The sequence below is a fragment of the Brevibacterium sediminis genome (assembly GCF_024895295.1).
Taxonomy (GTDB): Bacteria; Actinomycetota; Actinomycetes; order Actinomycetales; family Brevibacteriaceae; genus Brevibacterium; species Brevibacterium sediminis.
In genome coordinates, this window is the sequence record NZ_JAHQRN010000001.1 from 269,172 (window position 1) to 288,575 (window position 19,404).

General features: G+C 63.4%; 23 protein-coding genes. 13 read left to right on the forward strand and 10 right to left on the reverse strand.

Going from position 1 to position 19,404, the window contains the following annotated elements; all coding sequences use genetic code 11:
- Positions 1-160: 160 nt before the first annotated feature.
- Together KTJ89_RS01180 and KTJ89_RS01185 are read left to right on the forward strand one after the other, a co-directional pair.
- A complete protein-coding gene (locus tag KTJ89_RS01180; RefSeq protein WP_172168919.1) occupies positions 161-754 on the forward strand; it encodes an ArsR family transcriptional regulator in 594 nt (197 codons plus the stop codon).
- On the forward strand, positions 747-1,046 hold the full coding sequence (locus KTJ89_RS01185) for a hypothetical protein (RefSeq protein WP_259356649.1): 300 nt from the start codon (positions 747-749) through the stop codon (positions 1,044-1,046). Before KTJ89_RS01180 ends, KTJ89_RS01185 begins: the two co-directional genes overlap by 8 nt.
- A 473-nt stretch (positions 1,047-1,519) precedes the next feature.
- On the opposite strand, the gene KTJ89_RS01195 is transcribed toward KTJ89_RS01185, so the two are convergent.
- A complete protein-coding gene (locus KTJ89_RS01195; protein ID WP_259356650.1) occupies positions 1,520-2,554 on the reverse strand; it encodes a methionine synthase in 1,035 nt (344 codons plus the stop codon).
- 17 nt (positions 2,555-2,571) lie between these two features.
- Positions 2,572-3,564: a putative oxygenase MesX gene (locus tag KTJ89_RS01200; RefSeq protein WP_259356651.1), complete on the reverse strand. Its 993-nt coding sequence runs from the start codon at positions 3,562-3,564 to the stop codon at positions 2,572-2,574.
- Between the two features lie 123 nt (positions 3,565-3,687).
- On the opposite strand from KTJ89_RS01200, the gene KTJ89_RS01205 reads away from it, so the two are divergent.
- Both KTJ89_RS01205 and KTJ89_RS01210 read left to right on the forward strand, forming a co-directional pair.
- Positions 3,688-4,635, forward strand: a complete 948-nt coding sequence (locus tag KTJ89_RS01205; RefSeq protein WP_172168931.1) for a LysR family transcriptional regulator — start codon at positions 3,688-3,690, stop codon at positions 4,633-4,635.
- Between the two features lie 113 nt (positions 4,636-4,748).
- Positions 4,749-5,036: a putative quinol monooxygenase gene (locus KTJ89_RS01210; protein ID WP_172168934.1), complete on the forward strand. Its 288-nt coding sequence runs from the start codon at positions 4,749-4,751 to the stop codon at positions 5,034-5,036.
- A gap of 91 nt (positions 5,037-5,127) precedes the next feature.
- Here KTJ89_RS01210 and KTJ89_RS01215 read toward each other — a convergent pair whose 3' ends face one another.
- On the reverse strand, positions 5,128-5,517 hold the full coding sequence (locus tag KTJ89_RS01215; protein ID WP_259356652.1) for a VOC family protein: 390 nt from the start codon (positions 5,515-5,517) through the stop codon (positions 5,128-5,130).
- A 458-nt stretch (positions 5,518-5,975) separates the two neighbouring features.
- On the opposite strand from KTJ89_RS01215, the gene KTJ89_RS01220 reads away from it, so the two are divergent.
- The 3 genes from KTJ89_RS01220 (at position 5,976) to KTJ89_RS01230 (ending at position 8,117) form a co-directional block, all read left to right on the forward strand.
- Positions 5,976-6,938: an alpha/beta hydrolase gene (locus tag KTJ89_RS01220; protein ID WP_374990243.1), complete on the forward strand. Its 963-nt coding sequence runs from the start codon at positions 5,976-5,978 to the stop codon at positions 6,936-6,938.
- A 221-nt stretch (positions 6,939-7,159) separates the two neighbouring features.
- Positions 7,160-7,513 carry a DUF1801 domain-containing protein gene (locus KTJ89_RS01225; RefSeq protein WP_259356654.1) on the forward strand — a complete coding sequence of 118 codons (354 nt, stop codon included), beginning with the start codon at positions 7,160-7,162 and terminating at the stop codon, positions 7,511-7,513.
- 163 nt (positions 7,514-7,676) lie between these two features.
- Entirely contained in the window at positions 7,677-8,117 is a 441-nt protein-coding gene (locus KTJ89_RS01230) for a YtoQ family protein (protein WP_172168943.1), read from the forward strand.
- Positions 8,118-8,194: 77 nt separating this feature from the next.
- Here the strand turns inward: KTJ89_RS01230 and KTJ89_RS01235 are convergent, their stop codons facing one another.
- Positions 8,195-8,668 carry a DUF8821 family protein gene (locus KTJ89_RS01235; RefSeq protein WP_259356655.1) on the reverse strand — a complete coding sequence of 158 codons (474 nt, stop codon included), beginning with the start codon at positions 8,666-8,668 and terminating at the stop codon, positions 8,195-8,197.
- Between the two features lie 148 nt (positions 8,669-8,816).
- Between KTJ89_RS01235 and KTJ89_RS01240 the strand changes: the two genes are divergently transcribed.
- The 4 genes from KTJ89_RS01240 (at position 8,817) to KTJ89_RS01255 (ending at position 11,736) form a co-directional block, all read left to right on the forward strand.
- Complete coding sequence (locus KTJ89_RS01240; RefSeq protein WP_139466846.1) at positions 8,817-9,212, forward strand: hypothetical protein; 396 nt, start codon at positions 8,817-8,819, stop codon at positions 9,210-9,212.
- 139 nt (positions 9,213-9,351) lie between these two features.
- Positions 9,352-10,323, forward strand: a complete 972-nt coding sequence (locus tag KTJ89_RS01245; protein ID WP_259356656.1) for an alpha/beta fold hydrolase — start codon at positions 9,352-9,354, stop codon at positions 10,321-10,323.
- Positions 10,324-10,357: 34 nt separating this feature from the next.
- A complete protein-coding gene (locus tag KTJ89_RS01250) occupies positions 10,358-10,885 on the forward strand; it encodes a GNAT family N-acetyltransferase (RefSeq protein ID WP_259356865.1) in 528 nt (175 codons plus the stop codon).
- Positions 10,886-10,887: 2 nt separating this feature from the next.
- A complete protein-coding gene (locus KTJ89_RS01255; RefSeq protein WP_259356657.1) occupies positions 10,888-11,736 on the forward strand; it encodes a GNAT family N-acetyltransferase in 849 nt (282 codons plus the stop codon).
- 15 nt (positions 11,737-11,751) lie between these two features.
- Here the strand turns inward: KTJ89_RS01255 and KTJ89_RS01260 are convergent, their stop codons facing one another.
- Positions 11,752-14,211 (reverse strand): FtsX-like permease family protein, encoded by a 2,460-nt coding sequence (locus KTJ89_RS01260; RefSeq protein WP_259356658.1) that lies wholly within the window; start codon positions 14,209-14,211, stop codon positions 11,752-11,754.
- Between the two features lie 7 nt (positions 14,212-14,218).
- A complete protein-coding gene (locus KTJ89_RS01265) occupies positions 14,219-14,884 on the reverse strand; it encodes an ABC transporter ATP-binding protein (protein WP_259356659.1) in 666 nt (221 codons plus the stop codon).
- A 320-nt stretch (positions 14,885-15,204) separates the two neighbouring features.
- On the opposite strand from KTJ89_RS01265, the gene KTJ89_RS01270 reads away from it, so the two are divergent.
- Both KTJ89_RS01270 and KTJ89_RS01275 read left to right on the forward strand, forming a co-directional pair.
- Positions 15,205-16,428 (forward strand): sensor histidine kinase, encoded by a 1,224-nt coding sequence (locus tag KTJ89_RS01270; protein WP_259356660.1) that lies wholly within the window; start codon positions 15,205-15,207, stop codon positions 16,426-16,428.
- A 32-nt stretch (positions 16,429-16,460) separates the two neighbouring features.
- Positions 16,461-17,102: a LuxR C-terminal-related transcriptional regulator gene (locus KTJ89_RS01275; RefSeq protein WP_259356866.1), complete on the forward strand. Its 642-nt coding sequence runs from the start codon at positions 16,461-16,463 to the stop codon at positions 17,100-17,102.
- Between the two features lie 34 nt (positions 17,103-17,136).
- Here KTJ89_RS01275 and KTJ89_RS01280 read toward each other — a convergent pair whose 3' ends face one another.
- The 4 genes from KTJ89_RS01280 to KTJ89_RS01295 are packed head-to-tail and all read right to left on the reverse strand — an operon-like array spanning position 17,137 to position 19,342.
- Complete coding sequence (locus KTJ89_RS01280) at positions 17,137-17,631, reverse strand: DinB family protein (RefSeq protein WP_259356661.1); 495 nt, start codon at positions 17,629-17,631, stop codon at positions 17,137-17,139.
- A gap of 45 nt (positions 17,632-17,676) precedes the next feature.
- A complete protein-coding gene (arfB, locus tag KTJ89_RS01285) occupies positions 17,677-18,120 on the reverse strand; it encodes an alternative ribosome rescue aminoacyl-tRNA hydrolase ArfB (protein ID WP_259356867.1) in 444 nt (147 codons plus the stop codon).
- Position 18,121: 1 nt separating this feature from the next.
- Positions 18,122-18,727, reverse strand: a complete 606-nt coding sequence (locus KTJ89_RS01290) for a 1-acyl-sn-glycerol-3-phosphate acyltransferase (protein ID WP_139466851.1) — start codon at positions 18,725-18,727, stop codon at positions 18,122-18,124.
- Positions 18,728-18,760: 33 nt separating this feature from the next.
- Positions 18,761-19,342, reverse strand: a complete 582-nt coding sequence (locus KTJ89_RS01295; RefSeq protein ID WP_259356662.1) for a hypothetical protein — start codon at positions 19,340-19,342, stop codon at positions 18,761-18,763.
- Positions 19,343-19,404 lie beyond the last annotated feature (62 nt).

Sequence of the window (19,404 nt, forward strand, 5' to 3'; positions counted from 1 at the left end):
GGGCGTGATCGAGACATGGTTCCTCCGCTGAGGTCTCCCGTGCTTGCCGAGCGTGTGGTTTGAGACGTTGTTCCGTGCCGGAACTCGGTGGAGTTCCGGTCCATCGAGTGATGCCCACACTCTTGACTCTTCCTATAAGTGGAAGATATCTTCGTGTTCTATGAAGAATATCGCACCGCAGCTGACGCCTTTCGTGCGCTCGGATGCCGTTGGGGCGATTCTGGCCGAGACTCTCGGGCACCCTGAGCGGGAGTTTACGCTGGCAGAGCTTGGGCGGCGCACGGACACGAGCGGCCCGGTCGTGCACCGCGAAGTGGGGCGACTGGTCGACTCCGCCGTGCTTCGTGACCGGTATGAGGGGCGAAACCGTCTCGTGAGTGCGAATGCCGACCACCCATTGTTCGCTCTGATGCGAGATCTGATCGCGGCGACCTACGGGCCGGTGCCGGTCTTGCGTGAGCTCTTCGACGGGATCGACGGGGTGGAGGAGCTGCTGATCTACGGATCTTGGGCCGCGCGCCGGTCCGGGGAAAGCGGTGAGTTTCCCAACGACTTAGACGTCCTCGTCGTGGGGGAGACGCCGCGGAGGACGCTCTCGGGGATTGCGGCCGAAGCAGGCGACAAGCTCGACTTGCCCGTGAACATCACGCGTATCGCACCGGTTGACTGGAACTCTGAGGACCCGTCGCCGTTCGTCTCGACGATTCGGTCACGCCCCTTAGTCGATGTGAGGTCCGGTGAGATCCTTGCCTGAGATCGTCAATCAGATGCTCGTGAACCGAAGACTGGAGCGTGTGGAGCGGAATCGCGAGCATGCGCTGGCTGTGGTCGTGACCGCAGAACGCCATATCCGTACGGCAGAGCTGCTTGCTGATACCGACGATCACGCGATGGCGTTCACAGCGGCGTACGATGGTGCGCGCAAAGCGCTCGTCGCGGTTCTTGCCGCCGAAGGGTTCCGTGTCCGACCCGTGGGCGGAGCTCATCGCAACACCGGGATCGCGGCAGCAGGCTTCGTCAACGACAGTGCCTTGGACGAGTTTTAGTGGATGCGTCAAGTGCGCAACGCGACTGAGTATCCCGACGACGATCGACCGACAGCGACGAACCAAGACGTGGCTGAAGCGATCACCGCGGCCGTTCGGATCGTCGATGTCTGTGCCGAGTACGTGCGTCACGACGGGTAGTCGACGAGTTTGGGTGCAGTTTTTCGCCCGCATCGGCTTCGACACGGCGGAAGAGTTCTGGATGAACCTGAAGTCGAGCTGCGGGCTGCGTCGTGAGCGTCGGGTGCTGCGCGACAGGATCTCTGCGATCACACCTCTCGTAGTCGCGCAGCCGTTCGACTCTTCGTGGAATCCGGTCTGCCGAAGGTTCCGCTTCAACATCTGCGGCAGAGGCTGGGGCACTGTGGCAGCGACAGCTTGAGCTGTCACTGCACTTCCCCGGCTCAGAACGCCCGAATAGTTGCGGAGAGGCCCGACGGCTCTGGACGTGTGCGGATGGAGTGCGGCGGCGATCAGCCCCTTGACAGCTCCTCGCGGACGATCGCTGTTCCCGCACTCAAGGCGCTCATCTTCGCGAGGGCAACGTCGCGCGCGAAGGGGGCCATGCCGCAGTTCGTGCTTGGAATGAGCTTGTCGGCGTCGACGAACTTCAGAGCCTTGCGCAGAGTCGCGGCGACCTCCTCCGGTGTCTCAATGGTCTCGTTTGCCACGTCGATGGCACCGAGCATGACCTTCTTGCCGCGGATCAGTTCGATCAGGTCCATCGGGACATGGGAGTTGTGGCATTCGAGCGAGACGATGTCGAGGCTCGAGCGCTGCAGGAGGGGGAAGGATTCCTCGTATTGGCGCCACTCGGACCCGAGGGTCGTTTTCCAGTCGTTGTTCGCCTTGATCCCATAGCCGTAGCAGATATGCACTGCGGTTTCGGCCCGCAGACCTTCCGCTGCCCGTTCGAGCGCGGCGACTCCCCAGTCCTTCATCTCCTCGAAGAAGACATTGAATGCCGGCTCGTCGAACTGGATGATGTCCACTCCCGCCGCCTCCAGATCCTTTGCCTCCTGATTGAGGACCGTGGCGAATTCCCAGGCCAGCTTCTCGCGGCTCTTGTAATGGTCGTCATAGAGTGTGTCGATCATCGTCATCGGTCCCGGCAGCGCCCACTTGATCGGCTGATCGGTCTGCAGGCGGAGGAACTTCGCATCGTCGACGAAGACCGGTTTCTCACGGCTCACGGCGCTGACGACTGTGGGTACGCTTGCGTCGTAGCGATCGCGGATCCGAACCGTCTTGCGCTTCTCGAAGTCGACTCCGCTGAGATGCTCGATGAACGTCGTCACGAAGTGTTGGCGGGTCTGCTCTCCGTCGCTGACGATGTCGATGCCGCGGTTGGTCTGCTCATGAGTCGAGATGCGCAGGGCATCGTGCCTGCCCTCGACCAAGGCATCGCCTTGGAGGTTCCAGGGGGACCAGAGGGTTTCGGGCTGCGCGAGCCAGGACGGCTTCGGCAGACTGCCGACGATTGAGGTGGGCAACAGCGGCTGGGTCATCGTTTCTTCTCCTGCGGTCATGCGACTGGGACGGGTCGGTCGGACGCCCACTGCTCGAGCATCTCTCGGTGCGGGTTGACGAAGAACTCCTCCGTGAACTTTCCCTGTCTGATGCCGAGCTGGTTGCGTTCGACGCGATCATAGGTGACCGGCATCTCCGAGAAGTCGTGCCGGTCCAGCGTCGGCCGGTAGACCTCTCCGGCGGCGGTATCCGCGTTGTAGATCTCAGGCCGATAGATCTTCTGGAAAGTCTCCATCGTGGAGATCGTGCCGATGAGCGCCAGATCGGAATAGTCGCCGAGGAGGTCGCCGCGATGGTAGAAGGCCAGCGGTGCGACGCTGCCCGGTGGCATGAAATACCTCACCTGGAGTCCCATCTTTGCGAAGTAGTCATCGGTCAGCGAGTAGTCGTCCTGCTGGTATTCGAACCCGAGAATCGGGTGGTGATTCTCGGTCCGATGGTACGACTTGCTCGTGGACACGCTGATGCAGATCACGGGTGCCGTCTGGAACCGTTCCCGATAGGCGGCAGAATCGAGGAAGTGTTGGAATAGTTTGCCATGCAGATCACCGAAGTCATCGGGGACCGTGAACTCGGTTGCGGCCTCATTGGCAGCCGGCAGCCGCACGCTGAAATCGAAATCGCGGACGAAGGACGAGAAATTGTTCCCCACGATCCCGGGGTGACGTTTTCCAATCAGTCTGTCGATGATCTGGATATCCAGGACTTCGAGCAGCGGGAACTCCTGTTCCCGGCCGCCCGAGGTGAAGTGAAGTCCTCCGGAGACGATGTCGAGTTCGAGGTCATAGCGATCCCGGTCGGGATTGTCCCAGGACGCGAGTTCGTTGAAGCGGCGATTGATGATGCTCAGAGCAGTGCGGAGGTTCTGTTGACGGTCCTCGCCCCTGGCGAGGTTGGCGAAGTTCGTCGTCGCTCGGGTGCTCTCCGACGGCGAGTAGTCCTCGTCGAATCGAGTCGTGGTGATGCTGAATGAGAACTCAGGTGTCATGGACGTCCAATTCGGTGGGTGTGCGGCCGGTTGTGGTCGCTGGCATGTCTGTGATCCATCCTGCCCGTCCCCTGTGGCCATCGGGTAACTCGGGGGAACTATGGATTCCTATAGCCTTGATCTATGTCTCGAGGTCTGAAGAACATCACGCTGCTGCAACTCCAGTACTTCATCGAGGTCGCGTCGGAGGGGTCGATCACCGCCGCCGCCGATCTCCTCTATGTCTCTCAGCCGACCATGTCTGCCGCGATGAAGGACCTGGAGACCCGTGTGGATCGCGCTCTGCTCGTCCGATCCGCCCGCGGGGTGACGTTGACTGACGACGGTGTGGAGTTCCTCGGCTATGCCCGGCAGGTCGTCGAACAGGTGGAACTCCTCGAGCAGCACTACCTAGGGCGCCCACCGTCACGGCGTCTGCTCGGAGTCTCGGCGCAGCACTACTCGTTCGTCGTCGATGCTTTCGTTCGGATGGTCAAGGCCAGCGATGCTGCCGAGTACGAGTTCTCACTGCGAGAGACGCGTACCTGGGACATCATCGAAGACGTTCGCACGCTCCGCAGTGAGCTCGGCATCCTCTACCGCAACGACTTCAACAGGAAGGTCATCGACAAACTGCTGCGAGATTCCGGGCTTGCGTTCCACCCGCTCTTCCTCGCCTCCCCTCACATCTTCATCTCTCGTACGAACCCGCTTGCCTCCCGCCACCGCGTCACCCTTGACGATCTCACTGCCCTGCCGCGCCTCACTTTCGACCAGGGGGCGAACAACTCGTTCTCCTTCGCCGAGGAGATTCTCTCCACCCTGTCGAGCAAGCAGGAGATCCGGGTTTCTGACCGTGCGACCATCTTCAATCTGATGATCGGTCTCGACGGCTACACCATCTCGACGGGCATCATCAGCGACGATCTCGATCCGGCCATCGTCGCGATTCCACTCGAGGTCGATGAACGCATCGAGATCGGCTGGATCGATCATTCCGGGATCCCGCTGACCGAACAGGCGCAACGCTACCTCGACGAAGTTCGGGCCGTCGTCGGCGGTTTCGGCATTGCGCTGCTCGATCAGCCGTGACCGAGGACAGCACCAAAGGAGTTCTGGATGAACCTGCGGTCGAACGACGAGTTGCGGATGGTTCAGCGCCTGTTGCGTGATGCTGTCGCCGCATTCACACCTCTGGAGGCCGCATGTCTGTCGTCACATTAAGAGGCAGGCTCATCTGTGCCGACGGCAACGAGGCGGACATCGTCGCCGGCTATCTTGACCGGCATGTCGAGCTCACTCGCGCCGAATCCGGGTGTCTTCACTTCAGTGTCGAACCGACGGCGGATCCACTCGTGTGGATGGTGTCCGAGAGGTTCGTCGACAAGCATGCGTTCGATTCTCATCAAGCGCGAGTGCGGGTCAGTGACTGGGGCCGAGTGACGGAAGGAATCATGCGGGAGTACACGATCGACTATGGTGCGGACTCCTGATTATCTGGGTTCGGAGGGTTGATCACTTTCCGTGAAGCATTCCGGTGGAGTTCCGGTTCAAGGTATGACTTGTACTGCGGGCGAGACTTGGTCAGCTGACAGTCTGCACGACCTGAATCAGATGTCCTTCTGGGTCCTCGGCCCAAGCGATGAGCAGGTGGTCGAGCCAAGGTTCCGGTGGCTTGATCGGGGTTGCACCGAGATCGACCCGATGCGCGTAGCCTGCATGGACGTCGTCAGTCCAGAGGATCACCGCTGCGTGCTGGCCGTCGGCGACCGGGTCGAGGCAGTGGTCATTGCGGGTGCTCGTTTCAGTTGCGAACCCGATTCGGTACCCATCTAGGGTGAGGTCGACGTGTATGGGTGTTCCAACTCGAGGGGTGCGAAATGCCTCCTCGAAGCCGAGGCGCCGATAGAAGTTCGTCGCGCGGTCGATGTCGCGGGTGAACAGCACGATCTGAGGCGTGCGAAAGAGCGTCATGCGGCTACATTGCCTCTGGGCTGCTGACGTCGTCAAAGATAGGCACGAATAGTCGTCATCGCACCTGATTCATCAAGGTCGTGAGAATCAGCCTGCGTTAGAGTGACCCCTGGCGCCAGCAGGTGACCGCCACGATGAGATCTGCCGCAGAGGGAATCTCAACCCGAAAGCTCGGAAGGCGAGGACCGAAGATGACAGCCAGCAAGAATTCGTCACAGCCCGCGGTGCCTCAGCGCGTGACCAAAACAGTTCGGGCAACGGGCCTCATCCTCGCGCTCGTGCTCGGTGCGATCGCTGCGGTCATCGGCCTGGCATCGCTTATTCCCGGGCTTGGCCCGTTCAGTTCCGCCGCTGCTCGGTTTGCGCCGACGATTGCGCCGATAGCGACTGTGACCGGAGCGATTGTGCTTGGGTTTGGAATCTTCTGCCTGCGCCGAGGCCGACGACGGACCGGAGTTATGGTGACAGGATTCGGAGCGGTGAGCACAATCGCGAATCTGGCGGTCGTCATTGTGCTCCTCGTTGCCATCACCTCGGCCGGTGGTTCGGTGAATCTGTTCACTGCGACGTTCGGGCTCTCGGCGATCGACTCGGCATCGCCTGATCGCAAGGAAGTGTACGACAAATCCAGCTCAGGCGATGACCTCTCCGTATCGATCTACGAACCTGAGAGAGCGAAGGGTTCAGCTCCGACGATCATGTACGTCCACGGAGGCGGTTGGATCGTAGGCGAACCGAACGCAGCGAGCTCAGAGCTCCGTGAACTCGCCGATCACGGCTACCTGGTCGTATCGGTCGAATACGAACTCGCCACCCTGGATAACGCCACCTGGCAGAGCGCACCATCGCAGGTCGCCTGTGCGGCAAGCTGGATTCAGACCCACGCAGACACAATCGGTGCAGACACCGATCGCCTTGCGTTCTGGGGCGAGAGTTCGGGCAGCAACATGGTCGCCAATACCGCCGGTGCCGCAGCGCAAGGCGACGCCGAATCGTCCTGCGGTGGGAAGGTTCCGGTTCCGGCGGCGGTGATTGCCGACTACCCCGCGTTCGACGTGACGGGCCTCTACGAGAACGCCCCCACCGGGCCCGGCGCGGGATCCGGCACGCGCCTGTTCGCGACCCGCTACACGGGTGGCACACCAGAGGAATATCCGGAACGCTATGCAGTGGCCGATTCCGTTACGCATCTGAAAGCACCCGCGCCGCCGGTGCTCATGATGACAGCGATGCGCGATGACGTGATTACCCCAACCGACCAGCTTTCATGGGCCGAATCGGCCCGAAGGCGTGGCGTCGACGTCACAACCGTGAAAGTTCCCCTCGCCAATCATGCGTACCCGCAGAAGGCGAAGAACTCAATCGGCAGCCAGGGACACCTGAGCATCGCAGAGGCCTACTTATCCGAACAACTTCGCTAGCCACACGTCCGTTGTGGATCTCGGCTGTCCTGGCGGGGAGGCATCGATGCAGGTATCGTGGAAACCGGCAGCACGTACGGTTGCCAGCACTTCCAGGTACCTAAGCCTGAATCATTGCGGAGAGCTCCGGTCGGCCCGGAACATGTCCAGATGGGGTGCGGCGCATTTCTGCGCCGTCTTCAACCGCCGGTGCGACACACCGGCTGACGTAAGGACATGACATGACGACCAAAGACGAGAAGAACCTGTCCCAGGTGACCGACAAGATCGCGAAGATGGACGAACCGGAACGATCGCTCATGCAGCGAGCGCACGAGATCATCGTGACCGTCGCCCCCAGTCTCAAACCGCGAATCTGGTATGGCATGCCAGCCTATGCTCTGTCCGCGAGCACTCCTGCACTGGTGACACTGCGCAATGACGAGCGGGTCAACCTGGCCCTCACGGAAAAGGTCGAACTCACCCCAGCCAGTGGTTCCGACGGATCGCTGATGCCCGCCGCATGGTACTTCGAGACCATCGACGAGGCCGCCGAGAAGCGCATCGCCGATATCGTCAGGACGGCAACCTCCTGACGGTGACGATCGCCGGCGCTGAGCCCGCAGACGACACTGCCTGCGACGTCTGTGTCTGGGGCTCAGCCGCGCGGTCGTCTCTGAGCATCCGACCTCCGATTGGCTATGGTGGTGCTTAAAGGGAGAGCAGTCCCATCTGCCATAAGTTTGAGGAGTGATCGACTTGAGTTTCTCTGTCTATCTGTCCGGTGAGATCCACACCGAGTGGCGCGATGAGGTCAAGCGCGGAGCCGAGGCGGCCGGTCTGGATATCGATTTCACCGCACCCGTGACCGACCACCCTGCCAGCGATGCTGCCGGTGACCACCTCGGCGAGAACGACAGCGCCTTCTGGCGTGATCACCAGTCGGCGAAGGTCAACGCCATCCGCACCCGGACCCTGATCGAAAAGGCCGATATGGTCGTCGTGCGCTTCGGAGACAAGTACAAGCAATGGAACGCCGCCTTCGATGCCGGCTATTGCGCGGCACTCGGCACACCCTATGTGACCCTCCACGATGCCGACATCGTGCATCCGCTCAAAGAAGTCGATGCCGAAGCCAAGGCCTGGTGCCAGACGACGGATCAAGTGGTCGAAACCCTGAAGTATGTTCTCAGAGACTGAACTCGATGAGTTGAGACCGCGAACGACCGAGGAGTGAAAACGGCCGGTCGCGGCCTCAGGACCTGCGCGTCGTGACGCTACGGCAGGGGATGATCACCCTTGATCTTGAAGAAGGATCCACGGTTCTCCCCGGCGAGCTTCGACTTCTGACGGGCGAACTTGAACGCCGACAGCTCGGGAGGCACGTCCATCCCCTCCGAAAGTTTGAAGCCGACGGCCCGCTTGCCATCGTCTGCTCGTGTCCATAGGACATTGACTGCGAGCCCGGACTCGTAGAAGACGTGCACCCAATAGATGCCATCGACGTCATTGATGCTGACTTCGAGGGCAGGCGAGGTCGGTACGATCTCACGCTCGGAGTCAAGGATCTCCTCCACCCAGTTCAGGGCCTCCTGTACCTCGGCGGCCGGGACCACGGCGAATGTGTGTTTGTATTTGTTGGAGAAGTACCGTGCCTCGTTGGCGCGCAGACCAGCCAGCGCCTCGGCGATGGGGGAGGATTCGAGTCCCGCGGTGGAGACATCGGTGAATGAAACGGCTTCGAACGGCATGGGTCAAGGATATGCCTGATCCTGGATATCCGCCCACGACCGGGCCCACGGTCGTCAGGAAGGGTGAGAGACTCGCTCATGAGGCAGCGAATCCGCATGTCGCCGAGGGCCGATGAACATCTGTCAATGAACCTCTGAGGAGGAATGCATGCACAGCGGAACCGACGTCAAACCGTTCACACCGTCAGACCACTGGCTCAACGACTGGCCGTTCGACGTGTGGACCGTAGTTCAAGTCCGGGCCTCGATCACAGGTGCTGCCGCCGAGCGCGCGGTGCGCACGTTTCAGGCTGCTCTCAGGCCCGACCCCGATGCTGATGTCGCCGAAGGCACAGAAGTTCACTTTTGGGGAGGCTATACGGCGGAGACGTCTCCGTCGACTGGCAGAATTGGATGGCAGATCGTGCTCAAATCGTCGGGTCAGGACGGTATCAGCTCTGTCATCGGAGCGACTGACGACCTCGTCGAGGCGATTCGTCAGACGTCTGGAGAGGTGCGACTCACCTGGCATGAGGTGGCCGCGAGCCGGGCCGAAGGCCATTGAGCAGGTGAAAGCCTCCGTCCCCGCACCCAGGGTCCCCGCACCCAGGTCGAATCGGTGCGGTAGGGTGATCTGCATTCCACAGGTTTTGCGAACTGCACCACGGCGGTGCGGACACACGTGACGACAGAGGAGTCCCACCTTGGCCCTGCACGAAATCGAGTTCACCTCTCACAACGATCGTGACACGGTCTTCGGCTGGCTCTACACACCGACCACTGAACCTCGAGCCATCATCCACATCATCCACGGACTCGGCGAGCATTCCCGGCGCTACCACCACCTCATCGCCACCCTCGTCGACTCCGGATTCGCCGTCGTCGCCGATGACCATTCCGGTCACGGTCGGACGGCCATGCAGTCGGGAATCTGGGTCGATACAGGTGACGACGCAGCTCGAGTGGTCGTCGCCGACGAACTGACGCTGCAGCGCAAGGCTCGCGAGATCCTCCCGAATCTGCCGTACATCGTGTTCGGTCACAGTTGGGGATCGATGATTGCACGGGTCATGGCCTCCGATCCGACGGCTGGCCTCGCGGGGCTGGCTCTGTGTGGAATCGCTGCGCAGATGCGCGGTATCGATCAGACCATCGACCGTGTCGAACTCGCCGAGGCGGCCACCGGCAACCGACGAGCCGAACCTGCATCCGATCAATTGGTGGGCCAGCTCTTCGACGGATTCGTCGAACGTTTCGGTCCGGATGCCGGCCCCACCGCCTGGGTCGCCCTCGACGAGGCTGTCGTCGCCGATCATGGGCGCGACCCCTTCAACAACTTCGGCGCCCCGATGAGCTCCCGATTCCTGCAGGGCTTCGTCGAACTCTATGACGGTGCCAATGCCGATTCCTGGTACGCGACGATCCCCAGCGGTCTGCCGGTGCTCATCCTCGCAGGTGACCAGGATCCTGTCGCGAACTACGGCGAAGGCGCCTATCACGTCGCGAACCGCCTCCGCGCGACCGGACACGACGATGTGCGCACCCGCGTCTTCGCCGGAGTCCGCCACGAAGTCCACAACGAACCGACCACCCGCCTCGAGGTCGAGGCGGAGATCGTCGACTTCGCTTCCCGCATCAGCAATCGGACGAGGCCCGTTCAAACGAACGAGAGCTGAATCCGTGAAACCGGCAGCAAGCTCGAACCGCAGTGTGAATTGGCCACGGGCGACACCCATCGTCACCGACAGGCTGCAGCTTGAGCCGCTCGCAGTCCACCATGCGACGGAGATGGTGGAGACACTGTCCTCACCCGACCTATACACCCATATCGGTGGGACGAGCCCGAGCCGGTCCGAACTCGAACGACTCTATGCACTCCAATCCGCAGGTGCCTCACCGACCGGTGACGCCGGCTGGCTGAACTGGATCGTTCGCGAAACGGCTGAGTCCGCTGCGGTCGGATATGTCCAGGCCACAGTGACAAGAGCCGAAACAGGTTATCAAGCCGACATCGCTTGGGTCATCGGCGTCGACAGCCAAGGGCAGGGATTCGGCACCGAGGCGGCCCGAGCCATGGTCGATTGGCTGGCGGATCATCTCGTGACTGTATTGCAAGCGGCCATCCATCCTGACAATGCCGCTTCCGCCCGAATCGCTGTCTGTCTCGGACTGCAACCGACCGACGAGATCGACGACGGTGAAGTCATCTGGCGCGCAGGGGCGAGGACAGAGGAATGACCATGTTGACACCGACTACGACGGACCTGCCGGACATCATCGACACTGTCGCGTCCTGGCAACGCGAAGGACTGCCCGTCCAGGTACATCCCGGAGACCTCGGCTGGTATCAGCGTTTCGGGGCCGATGCGCTCGCCTCGGCACTGCGGGTGTGGACTGTCGGCGACGAACCCGCGGCCGTCGGATTCCTCGACGAGTCCGAACTCATCCGAATGGCCGTCTCACCCGATTACGCCGATGACCGAGCGCTCGCCGAGGCGATTCTGGCCGACCTCAACGGAGACCTCTCTGAACTGCTGCCGGCAGGGAAGGGAATCGTCGAAGCTCGGTTCGGATCCGCTCTGCAGAACACCCTCACCGAGGCGGGATGGGGATCCGATGAACCCTGGACTCAGCTGAGCCGAGCGTTGGAGGCCTCCGTTCCGCCTGTGCCCCTGCGGATCGAGGCGGTCACTGCCGACCTCGTCGATGATCGCATCAGCGTGGAAGCTGCGGCGTTCCCGGGATCCTCGCTGACCCGTGAGCGGTGGGAGCAGATGGCCGGCGGTTATGCCTGCCGTCAGGCCCGGTGCCTCATCGGCTACGCCGAAGGTGAGGCCGTCGGTGCGACGACGGTTTGGTCCGCTGGGCGGGGGCGCCCGGGACTCATCGAACCCCTCGGCGTCGATGCCGCCCATCGCGGGCACGGCTTCGGCGTCGCGATAGCAGAGGCTGCGGCCGCAACGTTGCGGGCGATGGGTGCCTCGAGCGTCACCGTGGCCACCCCGTCGTCGAACACTGCGGCCGTGGCGGCGTACAAGGCGGCCGGGATGGACAGCCTCGGCGAGGTCACGGACTTCCGTCGGCCCTGACCGCCTCGGCGCGTGTCACCGAGGCCTCGCCGATCTCACTGTTGTCAAGACCCCGGCTCCGAGTGCCAGGGCGAAACAGGCCAGGATCGCCGCAGCAGCGACCGGTGTGTCGAGCTGTGGGGCGACATCACGTTCCACGGTCTCGGAGAGACCGGCCGCGATTCCCGATAGTGACGGCACAGCGATCGCCAGTCCGAGTCCGACACCGATCGTGACGATCACCAAAGTCTCCGCGGCGATCAAGGACACGATCTGACGCACGGTGCCGCCCGACATCCTGAGTACATGGAGCGAATCTCGTCTGCCCTGGATGGACATCGCCATCGAATTGGCCACGGCGATGCCTGTGTAGCCGACAGCCACCACGATGAGGACGAGGGTGAACTGCTGGAGCAGCCAATAGTCCCGGTCATAGTCCGCCTTCGCGTAGGTCGCGGCATCGTAGACGACAGCACCGGGTCCCACATCGTCGGGAGCGCTCTCGGCGGGGACGAAGACCGACTCGGTCAGGGAAGCCGGGTCGTGTTCGCGCACAGTCTCACGGGAGAGATTGAAACCAGCCATGGAAGCGTCGATGTCCCGGACGGCGACGATTGTCAATGTCTCGGTCGTCCCGTCGGCGAAACCGACGTCGATTGAGTCGCCCTCGTGCCAGCCGAACTCATCCGCGAGCAGGGTGGACACCACGGCATGATCCGGACCGTCGTCTTGTGGCGACAGCCAACCGACCCCGTCGAGAACAGACGGGCCCTGTCCGGGCTCGTCGACGAAGAGACGCGTCGCGAGCCCGGCCCGGATGACCGGCCCGGTCGAGATCTCACTCACCTCAGCTTCGGTCAGGCCGGGCTTGTCCTCTGGCCACACGATGGATTGCCCCTGCAGCTGGGCGGTCACGGCCGCCGGGTAAGCGACCTGGCTGGTTGGAACGTATCCGCTGATGAGGACGACGAACCCGACGGTGGCGATGATCGGGGCTGCGAGCTGAGCCGTCTGTCTGCTTGAGTTCGCGAGCTCAGCGCGCATCAGCATGGCGGTAGCACCACGGGTGTTACGCAGCGGCCACGTCAGGACTCGAGCGACGAACGGTACGATCACCGGCACCAGCAGGGTCGCTGCCACCGTGAACAGCATCGCAGCGAACAGAGCGAAGAGAACGCGCTGGTCGGCGCTCGCCGTCACTGTCACGATGCTGACGCCGATCCCGGCCGCCGACGTTACACCGCCGGTGATCCAGCGTGATCGCGTCATCGCGGAGTGTTCGATGCTCGCGGTGTGCATCGACTCAAGGGGTGTCGCTCTGGCTGCGCTTCGACTGGAGGCCCAGGCTCCGATCGTCGCCACGACGACGCCAGTGACGATCGCAGCCAAGACCGGCCACAGCGTGTAATCGATGTCGAAGTCCACGGTGGTGACGTCGACGCGTCTCAGAGTGTCGGCCAGAATCGGTGCGGCGAGGACTCCGAGGCCGGCTCCGATCACACCGCCGACTATCCCGATGATGGCCGCCTCCGCCAGCACCAAGCGCTGCACCTGTCCGGGCAGGGCCCCCACGATTCGGAGCAGGCTGAGCTCCCGACGCCGACGCACCGTGTTGAACGCAAAGGTGGAGGCAACGATGAAGATGCTGACGAAGCCTCCAAGAGCCGCCATTGCGCTGAGCAGCTGCGCGCCGATGAAACGATCATGGGCGATGTAGGACGGTTCCAGTGCAGACCGGTCGTCGCCTGCGAGCAGCGTTCCTGCGTCGTCGAGGGCCGTAGAGGCGGCAGCATGCACAGAGTCGACATCGGCTCCGGGCGCGAGCGTAAGGCCGATGACGGATGCGCCCGGTGACTTCTGCTCAGCCACCTCGTCGGTGACGAACACCGCCCGGTCCAGCGGCGCCGGCTGACCATCGGGTGGAGCGACATCGACGAGACCGACCACGGTCATGCTGCGCGGGCCGCCGACGAACAGCATCGACACTTGGTCGCCGGATGCGAAGCCGAGTCGCTCATCGAGAACCACCTCATCAGCGGTCAATGGTGGCCTGCCCTCTGACAGCCGGTAGGGGGCCAGCGAGGCACTGGACCATCCGTGGCCCGCCGTCAGCGCCTCGTCTCCCGCAGGGATCGGGGCACCGTCGTCAGTGGCCTGGGCGTAGAAGGACCGGTCGACGACGGCGTCGTCGACTCCCGGGATCGCGGAGAGCCGTTGCGCGAGATCGGACGCGGTCGCAGCCGACCAGGGGCGGAGATCGGAAGGAGCTCCGTTCTGGTTGACCGCGGACTGTCCCACCGCAATGAGCGGCGCGCCCGCGATTCGTTCCGGTGTCTTTGCCAATGATGACGTCCACACGAGCGTGGTCATCGCCAGGATCGCGACGCCGAGGCAGACCGCGACGGACGCTCCGACGAAGCCGGACCAACGGGTCCGCACGTTCGCCGCCGCAAGAGTCGCCGCCGGCCCCGCAGCCATCTGTCTGAGGAAGGACATCAGCGGCCTACCTTTCGAGCCGTGTCATGCGGGCGGCGACCGCAGCAGCGTTGGCCTGACGATCGGTCGGATTCTGGTCGATGGTGTCCGCGACCTGTCCGTCGGCCAGGAAGACCACTCGATCCGCGTAGGACGCTGCGGCAGCGTCATGGGTGACCATAACCACGGTCTGTTGGTGCCGATCGACGATGAATCGGAGCCGCTCGAGCACGTCGCGCGAGGTCGTGGTGTCCAGGGCGCCTGTCGGCTCGTCGGCGAAGAGCACTGCCGGACGAGTGATGAGGGCACGCGCCAGTGCAACTCGCTGCTGCTGGCCGCCCGAAAGCTCGCTGGGACGGTGGTCGGCTCGGTCGGACAGCCCCACCTCGGCGAGTGCCTGTGCGACCTCGTACGCGTCCGGACGGTGCCCGGCGAATCTCATCGGGAGTTCGACGTTCTGCGCGGCGGTCAGCGACGGCACGAGGTTGAACGCCTGGAAGACGAAGCCGATGGAGTCTCGTCGCAGAACCGTCCGCTGCTGTTCGCTCAGACTGTCGAGCTCGATTCCGGCGATGAGGACTCGGCCGCCGTTGAGCCGGTCGAGTCCTGCAGCGCACTGCAGCAGCGTCGACTTCCCCGAACCCGACGGCCCCATGATGGCGGTGAACGTGCCCATATCGAATTTCAGGCTCACATCATTGAGCGCGACAACGGTCGAGTCGCCGTGCCCGTATACCCTGCGCGCGGAATCCACCGCCACGACCGGCCCGATGGGCTGATCGCCTGTAGAACCACCCGTGACTGAACCGGTCTTGGCATCTCTTCGTGACTTCACACCACTATTTCATCCTCCGGACCCGTCCCGCCGCATTGGCTTTGGCAGTAGGAGTGAGGTAGTGCTGGCACTACTCCTCAACTGAACAGGTCACCCTGATTCCTCATGGCCATACTGTGACGTCTGAGGGGACGAGCGGAAGAACGGTTGGTCAGGAGTGACACGGATACACTGATCTCATGAAGTCCCGCACCGCATGGCAAGCGATCGCCCAGCGTCCGCTGGGATTCATCGTGACCATGTGGCCGTGGCGCGCGGTCGCGTACCTCGTCTCGGGCGTCCTCGCGGGTGCGCTCACTGCAGTCGTCCTGGCCCTGCTCATCACCGCCGGGGTGCTCACGCTCATCGTCGTCATCGGAATCGCCCTGCTGGCTTTGGTCCCGTTGCTCGGCGTCCCGGTCGCAACGCTCGAACGCTGGAGGCTCCGGCTGATCGATTTCGACCCAGTACCCGGCGGGCATGTGAGACCTGAACGGCCCGGACCATTGAGCTGGTTCCGCACGCGCACGCATGAGCCGCTGACCTGGCGGGAGCTCGGTTTTGCCGCTCTTTCGCTGTTCGCCCTGTGGTGGCTCGACCTCCTGGTTCTGTTCTATGCCATCGCCTGGCCGATCATCTGCATCCGGTCCGCAGCCCTCGATCCGACGGTCTGGCCATGGGGACTCTTCGGTGCTGCACTCATTCCGACCGCGCCGTTCACGATCACCGTCTGGGCTGCCGCACACGGGGCGATCGCGCGGGCTGTGCTCGTCCCGCCCGACGCCGAGCTCGGACGTGAGCTGACCAAGGTGAGGCAGTCGCGCGAACGATTGGTCGCGGCCTTCGACAGCGAGAGATCACGGATCGAACGGGACCTGCACGACGGGCCGCAGCAGCGTCTGGCCTCACTGCGGCTCATGCTGGGCATGATGGAGCTCGACGTGCAGCCGGGGTCGCCTTTGGCCGATCAGCTCGACCAAGCGAAAGGTGAGGTGTCGGCCGCCCTCGTCGACCTCCGCGACCTCGCCCGAGGGGTCAGGCCGCAGGTGCTCACTGATCACGGTCTCGCTCGGGCGCTCGTGGACATCGGCAGTCGGTTTGCCCTGCCTGTCGACGTCCAGGCTCAGATTCCCCGGCTGTCCGAACACGTCGAACTGACCGCCTATTACGTCACCACAGAGCTGTTGAGCAATGTCGCCAAGCATGCCGAGGCGACCCAGGTCGGTGTCCACGCGGCTGTGCACAATGATCTGCTGACCGTGAGTGTCGTGGACGACGGCGTCGGCGGCGCTGACGCCCGGCACGGTGACGGCCTGATGGGGCTCGCCGACCGGCTTGCCGTCGTCGGTGGGAGGCTGCGCGTGTCCAGTCCCCAGGGTGGTCCGACCCGCGCATATGTGGAGATCCCATGCCGGATCAGCTGAGCGCCGAAGCCTCGGACTCTGCGTCGACGTCTCTGCGCATCGTGCTCGCCGAGGACACCAGCCTCCTCCGTGCCGGTCTCGAGACGCTGCTGGCCCGCTTCGGGCACGACGTGGTAGCGGCTGTCGCGGACGCGGACGCTCTCCGGCAAGCAGCCCAGGATCTCCGACCTGATCTCGTGCTCACGGATGTTCGCATGCCCCCGGACGATGCCGATGACGGCCTCCGCGCCGCCATTGCGATCCGTGAGCACCGGCCAGATCAGTCGGTGCTGGTGCTCAGCCAGTACATCGAGCAGTCCTACGCCGAGGAGCTCCTCGCCTCCCAGGACGGCGTGGGCGTCGGCTATCTGCTCAAGGATCGAGTCGGCGATGTCCGGGACTTCGTCGCCGCAGTGCAGGATGTGGCGGACGGCGGCACAGTTATCGACACCGACGTCGTCCGTCACATGGTGAATCGGCGCCGCGATCCGCTTGAGAGCCTGTCCCGGCGCGAGCACGAGGTACTCGCGCTCATGGCTGCAGGCCGATCGAACGCCGCCATCGCCCGGAACCTGTACGTGTCCGAGGCCGCCGTGAACAAACACATCGGCAGCATCTTCACCAAGCTCGGCCTCCACGTCGCCCCCGACGATCATCGCCGAGTGCTCGCGGTCCTTGCTTTCCTCCGACGGTGACCTCCCGTCAGACCGTGCCCTCAGCCCTCAGCCCTCAGCTCTCGGCACCCGCGATGAACGCTGCCTGAGCCACATGCTGGATCGCATCGTCGATGATCGAGACCAGACGGACGCCACGCGTGACAGCGGGAGTCCAGTTCTCGTCGATGACCTCGTCGAGAGCAGCCTCTGAGAGCGTGCCCGCATAGTCGGTGAACGCGTTCAGCGTGGCCTTGAGATAGTCGACGAGCAGCTGCTGATCGTCAACGCGGATCTGCGCCGCCTGCTCCGAAGTGTGCCCGAGACCGAAGCCGTCACCTGCCTCGCCCAGGTCGAAGCGGTCGCGGAATCGCTCCCATTGCTCCGGCTGTCCCGTGAGGTCGGTCAGTTGGACGTCGACTTCACGGCCGCTGTGCCACAGCAGCCAGGCGATCGAGTTCGGATGACCGCCGAGGTGGTCGTTGAGTTGGTCTGCGGAGAGTTTGGGCAGCGCGTCGGCCGCCTGTCCGGGGCGCTGGGACAGGTCGGTGAGAATGTCGATGCTGTTCATGTCGCCCATTCTGCTCTTCACGTCAACCGCTGTCACCACCGGGGCTCAATCGAGACGGGGCCTGCGACGGTTGCGTTTGATCTCCGACCGCCGCTGTTCGGTCCGGACTCGGCGACGACGGGAATTGCGTGACGGCTTCGTCGCTCGCCTCTGCACCGGCGGAGCCAACGCCTCACGCAGCAGCTGCGCCAGACGCATGCGTGCGTCCTGACGGTTCTTCAGCTGTGACCGCTGCTTCTCCGAAGTCACGGTCACCACGGTGCCCGACAGTCGTGGTGCCAATCGACTGAGCACTCGCTCGCGTTGAAGCTCGGTGAGGAATCTCGCTGAGGCCAGGTCGAGGCTCAGTTGCACCCGTGAATCGGAGGTATTGACGTGCTGGCCGCCCGGGCCGGATGACCGGGAGAACTGTTCGGACAGGTCGGACGCGGGGATGACCAGCCCGGCGGGGATACCCGGCCCGGCGGGGACGCGCAGATCACCGTCCATCTCAGTTCGGCTCCGCTTCGCCTTCGCGATCGTCACCGGCGGAGTCTTCTTCGCGCAGCCTCGGCGTGATCTGCAGGTGCGGGCGGATTCCACGCTTGTCGGCGTAGAATTCGCGGATCCGATCCATGTCCGCGGCGATGTCGCCGGTCATCTCCAGGGTCGGGCCCAGCCCCGTCGTCCGGGTCGCGGTATCCAGGTAGCCCAACGTTACGGGCATTCCCGTTGCCATCGCGATGCGATGGAACCCGGATTTCCAATGAGTGTGTCCGCCGCGGGTGCCGTCCGGGGTGATGACGAGCGCGAAGACCTCGCCGTCTCGCATGCGGTCGACCACCTCGGTGACGATCTTGCTCGGATCAGACCGATCGACGGGAATCCCACCGAGTCCCCGCATGATCGGCCCCCGCCAGCCGGTGAACAGGGAATGCTTACCCAGCCAATGGACGTCGACGCGCATGCGCCACGCGATCGCGAGCATGACGACGAAGTCCCAGTTCGAAGTGTGCGGAGCGCCGACGAGGATGGTCGGACGGTTCGGAGCGGGCTCGGTCACGAGGTTCCACTTGCTGAAGGACCAGAAAGCGCGAGCGAGGAGGCGTCGGATCATGAACTCAACGGTAAGGCACGAGGATGTGTGGGCCTATCGGTGTCCATGGACGTGTGGTGAGAAACGGGCATGAGCGGCCCTGAGGACCGGGTAGAGTCGGCGATGTGAGAGGACGAATCCGCTTCTGACGAGCACGCGCGGATTGCGCCCGCGTCTGATGAGTCGGCGGGTTGCCTCTTCGGTGAGCATATAAGCGAGCACCTTCGGGCCTGGAGACACCGCCGATTCGAAGACCACTGACTCGATATCGTGCCATGGCAGCAGAGTCCCGGGCAGAACCTCACCGCGCCGGGCCGACGCGACGCCGGTGGGGGAGACGACGAGGGATTCGTGCCTGCGCAGCCGCACGAATACGCCGATCGGCGCGACGACGAGGCATCCGATGATGCCAGCGACAATTGCCCACATGCGCAGGTTCGCAACGATGACCCATGGGCTGCCTCCGTCACCGAGAGCTGCAGTGACAATGTAGACGAAGAAGGCGAGCAGGCCGATGCCGAGCGGGACCGCGATGGCCAAAGCAGTGAAGACGTTGCGTTTCGAGGAGGGGATGACGACCTGCTGTCCACGCTCGAGCCGGCGCACGACGTCGGCGGGGGAGAAGTCGTCGGTCATGGTCCTCAGAATACCGGCGGACTGGGAATAATCGCGCAAGTGGCATCGCTGTACCGAATGCC

Bases quoted from the DNA above. Each gene is read 5' to 3' on its own strand.
- KTJ89_RS01195 (WP_259356650.1), bottom strand. From the start codon at position 2,554: ATGACCCAGCCGCTGTTGCCCACCTCAATCGTCGGCAGTCTGCCGAAG.
- KTJ89_RS01235 (WP_259356655.1), bottom strand. From the start codon at position 8,668: ATGCCGTTCGAAGCCGTTTCATTCACCGATGTCTCCACCGCGGGACTC.
- KTJ89_RS01240 (WP_139466846.1), top strand. From the start codon at position 8,817: ATGCACAGCGGAACCGACGTCAAACCGTTCACACCGTCAGACCACTGG.
- arfB (WP_259356867.1), bottom strand. From the start codon at position 18,120: ATGGACGGTGATCTGCGCGTCCCCGCCGGGCCGGGTATCCCCGCCGGG.
- KTJ89_RS01255 (WP_259356657.1), top strand. From the start codon at position 10,888: ATGTTGACACCGACTACGACGGACCTGCCGGACATCATCGACACTGTC.
- KTJ89_RS01295 (WP_259356662.1), bottom strand. From the start codon at position 19,342: ATGACCGACGACTTCTCCCCCGCCGACGTCGTGCGCCGGCTCGAGCGT.
- KTJ89_RS01280 (WP_259356661.1), bottom strand. From the start codon at position 17,631: ATGAACAGCATCGACATTCTCACCGACCTGTCCCAGCGCCCCGGACAG.
- KTJ89_RS01200 (WP_259356651.1), bottom strand. From the start codon at position 3,564: ATGACACCTGAGTTCTCATTCAGCATCACCACGACTCGATTCGACGAG.
- KTJ89_RS01260 (WP_259356658.1), bottom strand. From the start codon at position 14,211: ATGTCCTTCCTCAGACAGATGGCTGCGGGGCCGGCGGCGACTCTTGCG.
- KTJ89_RS01220 (WP_374990243.1), top strand. From the start codon at position 5,976: ATGGTGACAGGATTCGGAGCGGTGAGCACAATCGCGAATCTGGCGGTC.
- KTJ89_RS01290 (WP_139466851.1), bottom strand. From the start codon at position 18,727: ATGATCCGACGCCTCCTCGCTCGCGCTTTCTGGTCCTTCAGCAAGTGG.
- KTJ89_RS01210 (WP_172168934.1), top strand. From the start codon at position 4,749: ATGTCTGTCGTCACATTAAGAGGCAGGCTCATCTGTGCCGACGGCAAC.
- KTJ89_RS01205 (WP_172168931.1), top strand. From the start codon at position 3,688: ATGTCTCGAGGTCTGAAGAACATCACGCTGCTGCAACTCCAGTACTTC.
- KTJ89_RS01270 (WP_259356660.1), top strand. From the start codon at position 15,205: ATGAAGTCCCGCACCGCATGGCAAGCGATCGCCCAGCGTCCGCTGGGA.
- KTJ89_RS01215 (WP_259356652.1), bottom strand. From the start codon at position 5,517: ATGACGCTCTTTCGCACGCCTCAGATCGTGCTGTTCACCCGCGACATC.
- KTJ89_RS01225 (WP_259356654.1), top strand. From the start codon at position 7,160: ATGACGACCAAAGACGAGAAGAACCTGTCCCAGGTGACCGACAAGATC.
- KTJ89_RS01180 (WP_172168919.1), top strand. From the start codon at position 161: ATGAAGAATATCGCACCGCAGCTGACGCCTTTCGTGCGCTCGGATGCC.